7 protein-coding genes are annotated in these 6499 nt (G+C 72.3%); 3 read left to right on the top strand and 4 right to left on the bottom strand.

Annotation, left to right across the window (positions count from 1 at the left end):
- Positions 1–24 precede the first annotated feature (24 nt).
- Genes GTO19_RS11030 through ruvA form a run of 3 tightly spaced genes read right to left on the bottom strand, consistent with a single transcriptional unit; the run spans position 25 to position 2766 of the window.
- Positions 25–1125 carry an SPOR domain-containing protein gene (locus GTO19_RS11030; protein ID WP_291020979.1) on the bottom strand — a complete coding sequence of 367 codons (1101 nt, stop codon included), beginning with the start codon at positions 1123–1125 and terminating at the stop codon, positions 25–27.
- Positions 1126–1131: 6 nt separating this feature from the next.
- Positions 1132–2190 (bottom strand): Holliday junction branch migration DNA helicase RuvB, encoded by a 1059-nt coding sequence (ruvB, locus tag GTO19_RS11025; RefSeq protein WP_291020978.1) that lies wholly within the window; start codon positions 2188–2190, stop codon positions 1132–1134.
- Positions 2191–2766, bottom strand: a complete 576-nt coding sequence (gene ruvA / locus GTO19_RS11020) for a Holliday junction branch migration protein RuvA (protein WP_291020977.1) — start codon at positions 2764–2766, stop codon at positions 2191–2193.
- Positions 2767–2800: 34 nt separating this feature from the next.
- Between ruvA and GTO19_RS11015 the strand changes: the two genes are divergently transcribed.
- From GTO19_RS11015 to ybeY, 3 genes are read left to right on the top strand one after another with little or no spacing between them, the layout of a single operon-like run.
- Entirely contained in the window at positions 2801–3775 is a 975-nt protein-coding gene (locus GTO19_RS11015) for a PhoH family protein (RefSeq protein WP_291025865.1), read from the top strand.
- A 14-nt stretch (positions 3776–3789) separates the two neighbouring features.
- Positions 3790–4215, top strand: a complete 426-nt coding sequence (locus GTO19_RS11010; protein WP_291020975.1) for an MliC family protein — start codon at positions 3790–3792, stop codon at positions 4213–4215.
- Positions 4215–4694, top strand: a complete 480-nt coding sequence (gene ybeY, locus GTO19_RS11005) for an rRNA maturation RNase YbeY (RefSeq protein ID WP_291020974.1) — start codon at positions 4215–4217, stop codon at positions 4692–4694. Before GTO19_RS11010 ends, ybeY begins: the two co-directional genes overlap by 1 nt.
- Positions 4695–4696: 2 nt before the next feature.
- Here the strand turns inward: ybeY and GTO19_RS11000 are convergent, their stop codons facing one another.
- Complete coding sequence (locus tag GTO19_RS11000) at positions 4697–6496, bottom strand: DUF4153 domain-containing protein (RefSeq protein WP_291020973.1); 1800 nt, start codon at positions 6494–6496, stop codon at positions 4697–4699.
- Positions 6497–6499 lie beyond the last annotated feature (3 nt).

Raw genomic sequence — 6499 nt, 5'->3', positions numbered from 1 at the left:
GTCGACTGAAACAGGCTTCGCCGTTCAGGGCCCGAACACGCGGGCCTCCAGGCCCAGGTTGCGCACCGTTTCCGCCGCGGTCACAGCCTGGTCGTGGGTGTCGAAAGGACCGACGCGCACGCGCGTGAGCGGACCGCGCGCCGATTCCACGGGGTCGGTGCGCACCGGCAGGCCGGCCTGGCGCAGCCGGGCCGCGGCGCGCTCGGCGTTGGCCGGGTCGGCGAAGATGCCCACATTGACCCCGTGGCCCTGCCAGCGCGGGCGCGGTGCGTCGGCACTGGCCACAGACGCCTCGGCGGGCCGGGGGCTCGTCCGGGTGGCCGGCGCCAGGATGGGTGGCGGTGCCGGTGCCGCCACCGGAGGCCTGGGTGGCGCGTCGGTGACGGTGCCTGCCACCGACGCGCCGCCGGACGAGGCGGAGACCAGGGACGGCGCGGGCTCCGCGACAGGCTCGCCGGACGCCGGCGATGCGGACGCCGACGCCGGGACAGGCGCTGGCAAGGCGGCCGGCACGGGGGCTGGCGCAGCCGCCTCGGCCACGGTCGGCTCTGCCAGCGCCGGCCCGGACGCGGTGGTGGGCGCGCCGCCACCGGTGCGCACACCCAGCGCGAACAACAACGCCATCTGCACCACCAGCGCCAGCGCCCAGGCCCAGCGCAGCGGCCCCACGCGCTGCAGCAAGCCGCAGGCCTCCTGCACGGTTCGTGCGCGCCGCACGGCATCCGTCATGCGCCGGCGCACGTCGGCGTGCAGCCAGGCGCTGCCCCACCAGCCCGGTACAACCACCGCCAGCACACCGATCAGGGCGAGCAGGCCCCAGCGCACACCCGCCGGCCAGGCGGCCATGACCCCGCGCGCCCACCACCACAGGCCCAGCGCAGCGGCCAGGGCCACGGCGTACAGCAGGGCCCGGCGCCACAGGCGCCGGTACAGCAGCCAATTCAGATTGAGCCAGGCGGCCGCGTGGTTCCACGAGGTCCCCGCCATGCCGCGTTCGTCGAACCGCGCGAACACCGGCAGGTAGTGCGCCGTGCGGCCCGGGCCGAGCGCCGCCCGGTACAGCGCCTCGGTGGCGCTGGTCAGCGCTGCGGTGTCCGGGGGCGTGACGGTCGGCGGGCTGGTCATGGCGGCTCAGTCGGTGGCGCCGAACAGGCCGCCCTCGGTGCGCGGCGGGTTCACGCCCAGGTGACGGTAGGCCGCCAGCGTGGCGGTGCGCCCGCGCGGCGTGCGCTGCAGGTAGCCCTGCTGGATGAGATACGGCTCGATCACGTCCTCGATGGTGTCGCGCTCTTCGCCGATGCTGGCGGCGATGTTGTCCAGGCCGACCGGCCCGCCGTCGAAGCGGTGGATCACGGCCTCCAGCAGCTTGCGGTCCATCAGGTCGAAGCCCTGGGGGTCCACGTCGAGCATGGCCAGGGCGCGCTCGGCGATGTCCTTGCTGATGCGGCCGCTGCCCTTCACCTCGGCGTAGTCGCGCACGCGGCGCAGCAGGCGGTTGGCGATGCGCGGCGTGCCGCGCGAGCGGCGCGCGATCTCGAAGGCGCCGTCCTCGTCGATGGGCGCGTTGAGCAGGCCCGCACTGCGCCGCACGATGCGCGCGAGTTCTTCGGCCGAATAGAACTCCAGCCGCGCCACGATGCCGAAACGGTCGCGCAGCGGGTTGGTGAGCATGCCCGCGCGCGTGGTGGCGCCCACCAGGGTGAAGGGCGGCAGGTCGAGCTTGATGGTGCGCGCGGCCGGGCCCTCGCCGATCATGATGTCGATCTGGTAGTCCTCCATCGCCGGGTAGAGGATCTCCTCCACCGCCGGCGAGAGGCGGTGGATCTCGTCGATGAAGAGCACGTCGCCGGGCTCGAGGTTGGTCAGCAGCGCGGCCAGGTCCTTGGGTTTTTCGAGCACGGGGCCGCTGGTCTGGCGCAGGTTCACACCGAGTTCCTGCGCGATGATGTGCGCCAGCGTGGTCTTGCCCAGACCGGGCGGGCCGAACAGCAGCACGTGGTCCAGCGCCTCGGCGCGCTTCTTGGCCGCGCCGATGAAGATCTCGAGCTGCTCGCGCACCTTCATCTGGCCCACGTACTCGTCGAGCAGCTTGGGCCGCAGCGCGCGCTCGATGGCCTCTTCCTTGGGCGAGGTCGCCATTGGCGAGATCACGCGCGGCGCGGGGGCGAAGTCGTCGGTCTGGATGCTCATTTACTTGGCCAGCGCCTTCAGCGCCAGCTTGATGCCGTCGGTGACGCCCACGTCCGCCGGCAGTGCCTTCAGCGCGGCGGCGGCGTCCTTTTCGTTGTACCCCAGGGCCATGAGGGCCTGCTGGATGTCGGCCTGCGCGTCGCTGCGCGTGGCGCCCGCCGGGAGGCCCAGGTCCACGCCCAGCTTGCCCTTGAGTTCGAGCAGCAGCCGCTCGGCCGTCTTCTTGCCGATGCCGGGCACCTTGACGATGCGCCCGGTCTCCTGGGTGCTCACGGCCTGGGCCAGGTCGTTCACCGACAGGCCCGACAGCACGGACAGCGCGGTGCGCGGGCCGACGCCGCTGATCTTGATGAGTTGCCGGAAGGCGTCGCGCTCGGCCGAGGTGCCGAAGCCGTAGAGGATCTGCGCGTCCTCGCGCACGACAAAATGGGTGAGCAGCGAGACCCGCTCGCCGCTGGCGGGCAGGTGGTAGAAGGTGCTCATGGGCACGTCCACCTCGTAGCCCACGCCGTGGCAGTCCAGCAGGATCTGGGGCGGGTTCTTCTCCAGCAGGGTGCCGGTCAACTTGCCTATCATTCGAGTCCCTCTTGGCGCTTCGCGGATTATCGGCTTGATTCTCAGACACACCTTCAGCCCACCGGACAACACGCGCATGGCCCACCTGTGCGGCCCGCTGGACGCCCACCTGCGCGCCATCGAGTCCGCGTTGCAGGTCAAGGTGGCCCACCGCTTCGAGCAGTTTCGCGTCGAAGGCCCCAAGGCCAAGGCGCAGCGCGCCATGGAGGTGATCCAGGCCCTGTACGAGATGGCGCGCGGCCCGATCCCGCCCGAGCAGGTGCAGCTCATGCTCAACGGCAACACCGCGCTGGACAAGCCCGGCGAGGACGCGCTGACCATGCAGACGCGCCGCGGCGAGGTGCGCGGGCGCACGCCCAACCAGGCGCGCTACCTGGAAAACATGGCGCAGCACGACATCACCTTCGGCATCGGCCCGGCCGGCACCGGCAAGACCTACCTGGCCGTGGCCTGCGCGGTGGACGCGCTGGAGCGCAGCGCGGTGCAGCGCATCGTGCTCACGCGCCCCGCGGTGGAGGCCGGCGAGAAGCTGGGCTTCCTGCCCGGCGACCTGGGCCAGAAGGTGGACCCGTACCTGCGCCCGCTCTACGACGCGCTGTACGACCTGATGGGCTTCGACAAGGTGCAGAAGGCCTTCGAGCGCCAACAGATCGAGATCGCGCCGCTGGCCTTCATGCGCGGGCGCACGCTCAACGACGCCTTCGTGATCCTCGACGAAGCGCAGAACACCACGCCCGAGCAGATGAAGATGTTCCTCACGCGCATCGGCTTCGGCAGCAAGGCCGTCGTCACGGGCGACGTGAGCCAGATCGACCTGCCTCGCACCCAGCTCAGCGGCCTGATCGACGCCGAGCGCGTGTTGAAGCGGGTCAATGGCATCGGTTTCACGCGCCTGACCAGCGCTGACGTGGTGCGCCACCCGCTGGTGGCGCGCATCGTCGACGCCTACGAGGCGCGCAGCCCGTCGGTGGAAGAGGCCGAACCGGCCCGCCGCCGCCGAAACACCTGAAGGGAGAACCCGCCATGCGTTCGATCGCCATCGCCGCCCCGCTCGCCACCGCCCTGCTGGCCGGCGGCTGCGCGCTGCACCAGCACCCGGCGGCGCCCGGTACCCGGGGCGCCATCCAGGGCCCGGGCTACAGCAGCGAGACGGTGCGCTACCGCTGCGAGAGCGGCACCGAGATCGAGGTGGCCTACCTGGAGTTCGGGCACGGCGACAGCTTCGCCGCCCTGCACCACCAGGGACGCACCGCGCTGCTCAAGAGCCGGCCCAGCGCCTCGGGCGTGCGCTACATCGCGCTGGACGAACAGCACAGCCTGCGCTGGAACACCAAGGGCGAAGAGGGTTTCCTGAGCTTCCTGGCTGCCGACCACACGGCGCAGGAGCGCGTGCTGCTGGCCAACTGCAAGTCGCTGCAGTCGCTCAGCGCCGGCAAGGCGGCGAGCTGATGGCCCTGCCCACGCTCACGCTGTCGCTGCAGTTCGCGCGCTTCGACGGAGTGGCCGAGCACCGCGCGGCGCTGCCGCGCGCCTTCGTCGCGCGCTGCCTGCGCCGCGCGCTCGACCGCCAGGCCGAACTCACGGTGCGCATCGTCGACGCCGACGAGGGCCAGGCCCTCAACCGCGATTACCGCGGGCGCGACTACGCCACCAACGTGCTCACCTTCGACTACGCCACCGAGCCCGTGGTGATGGCCGACCTGGTGCTCTGCGCGCCCGTGGTGGCGGCCGAGGCGAAGCAGATGAAGAAGCCCTTGGCCGCGCACTACGCGCACCTGCTGGTGCACGGAGCGCTGCACGCGCAGGGCTGGGACCACGAGACCAGCGAGGCCGACGCCGAGGCCATGGAGGCGCGCGAGAGCGAAGTCCTGGCCGCGCTGGGCGAGCCCGATCCCTACGCCCGATCGCGCCACGCGCGCAAGGCCTGAGCTCAATCGCAGCCGTCGGCGCGTCCCCAGCGCTGCACCGGGAAGCGCAGGCCGCCGGCGGACAGGTCGCGCTGCGGAGGCGGCACCGACGCGACGCGGCCCTCGCGCACGGCGTCGAACAGGGCGGCGGCGCCCGGCTGCGACTGGCAACGCGCGTCCAGGCCCTGGGTCGGCAAGCTGCCTTGCGCCGCCCATTCACCGCGTTCACCGGCGCGCCACACGCGCGCGCCGCCGCCGCGGGTAGCCGACGCCTGGCGCGACAGCAGCGCATAGGCCTCGGCGCCCAACACCTCGGGCGGCAGCCGCCAGATGAGACAGGTGTCGGCCTCGCAAGCGCCTGCACCGCCCTCGCGCGCGAGGGCCTCGAGCAGCGCAGGCGGCGCCATGGCGCCCGCCGGGTACACGGGCAACCCGCGCAGCACCGCCGCCTGGCGCTCGCGGCGGGTGTCGGCGTCGCTCAGCGCGTCGCGCGCCAGCGTCTGGCGCGCGAGGGGTACCCCACCGAACACGGGGTCGTCGGCCGCCAGGGCCTGCAAGGCACGACGGCCGAACACGCCGCCTTCGCGCGCCAGGTAGCGGATGGGGTCCTGCTGGTCGCCGCTGTCGGCCATCAAGCGCCTCACCTGGTCGTTCACGCTGACACGGCGCGGGTCGATCGCACCACCCAGCAGCAACAGGATGCCCGCCACGGCCACCCCGGCGGCCACCGCGTTGGTGGCGGGCACCAAGCAGCGTTCGGCGCGGCCGGCCCATTCGGCCAGTGCGTTGAGCGCATAGCCCAGCGCGAACACCGCGATCACGATCGCCACGAACAGGCCCCAGAGGCGGTCGACCGTCCAGCCGTACTGGCCGATGCGCAGGCCCAGCGCGTACAGCGCCACCGCCACCATGGGCAGCAGCACCAGCAGGCCGGTGGACAGGGCGCGGCGCAACCAGCGCGGGTAACGCGGTTCGTCGAGTCCGCCGCGCGAGCTGGCGTTGACCAGCAGCACGCTGAGCACCGCGAACCACAGCAGCAGGAAGGCCGCGCGCCGCGTCTGCAGCAGGGGCTCGACGCCCTGGAACAGCCAGCTCGCCACGAAGGCCACGCCCAGGGCGCTCGCCAGCGGGTAGATCCAGCCGCAGAGCTGCGTGACGCGGTCGAACAGGAAGCGCGCCACCGCGCGCTGCGTGACGGCGAGCGACACGCCGTAGGAGAACACCAGCGCGGTGGCGGGAATCCAGAATTCGCCGCGTTCGATGAGTTCGCCCAGGAAGGGCAGGCGCACGAGCTTGAACAGCGCCGCCGCGCTGAACATCACCAGCCAGAACAGGCCGGTGACAAGCCCGCCCTGCGCGAGCAGCAGGGTGTTGTGCAGCAGCGCGTCGAACCAGGCCTCGTAGCGCACGCGGCCCTCGCGCGCCACGGCCACGGCGGGTACGGCGATCATCAGCGCCAGGCCCAGCACGAAGGTGGGCATGAGGTAGTCGTCTTCCTTGAAGGGCAGGTTCGCGCGCGCGTTCACCGAAAGTCCGCTCACGGTGAGGCCGTGATAGGCGCCAACGGCCAGCGCGACCGCCCCCACGCCCAGCGCGATGGCCACCCGCCGGCGCAGCGGCGCCGCGCTGGCGAGGTAGAACCCCAGGGGCGCCAGCGCCATGAGCAGGAACAGCGGCACGAAGGCCGCGGGCTCGGTGGCGGGCCAGGCGCCTTGGCGCGTGGTCTGGTACAGGGCATAGGCCAGAGCGGCTTGCAAGGCGCCGGTGACCAGGTGGGCGCGGGCTTCGGGCTCGGGTGTCGAGGGATTCGTGGGGGTCGTCATGCC

Source organism: Hydrogenophaga sp. (assembly GCF_011772445.1).
In the GTDB taxonomy this organism is placed as follows: domain Bacteria; phylum Pseudomonadota; class Gammaproteobacteria; order Burkholderiales; family Burkholderiaceae_C; genus Hydrogenophaga.
Note: the sequence above shows the minus strand (reverse complement) of the source record. Positions and strands in the feature narration are given on the sequence as shown.

Excerpts from the sequence above, each read along its gene's own strand:
- GTO19_RS11010 (WP_291020975.1), top strand. The coding sequence starts at position 3,790 with ATGCGTTCGATCGCCATCGCCGCCCCGCTCGCCACCGCCCTGCTGGCC.
- GTO19_RS11030 (WP_291020979.1), bottom strand. The coding sequence starts at position 1,125 with ATGACCAGCCCGCCGACCGTCACGCCCCCGGACACCGCAGCGCTGACC.
- GTO19_RS11000 (WP_291020973.1), bottom strand. The coding sequence starts at position 6,496 with ATGACGACCCCCACGAATCCCTCGACACCCGAGCCCGAAGCCCGCGCC.
- ruvA (WP_291020977.1), bottom strand. The coding sequence starts at position 2,766 with ATGATAGGCAAGTTGACCGGCACCCTGCTGGAGAAGAACCCGCCCCAG.
- ruvB (WP_291020978.1), bottom strand. The coding sequence starts at position 2,190 with ATGAGCATCCAGACCGACGACTTCGCCCCCGCGCCGCGCGTGATCTCG.
- ybeY (WP_291020974.1), top strand. The coding sequence starts at position 4,215 with ATGGCCCTGCCCACGCTCACGCTGTCGCTGCAGTTCGCGCGCTTCGAC.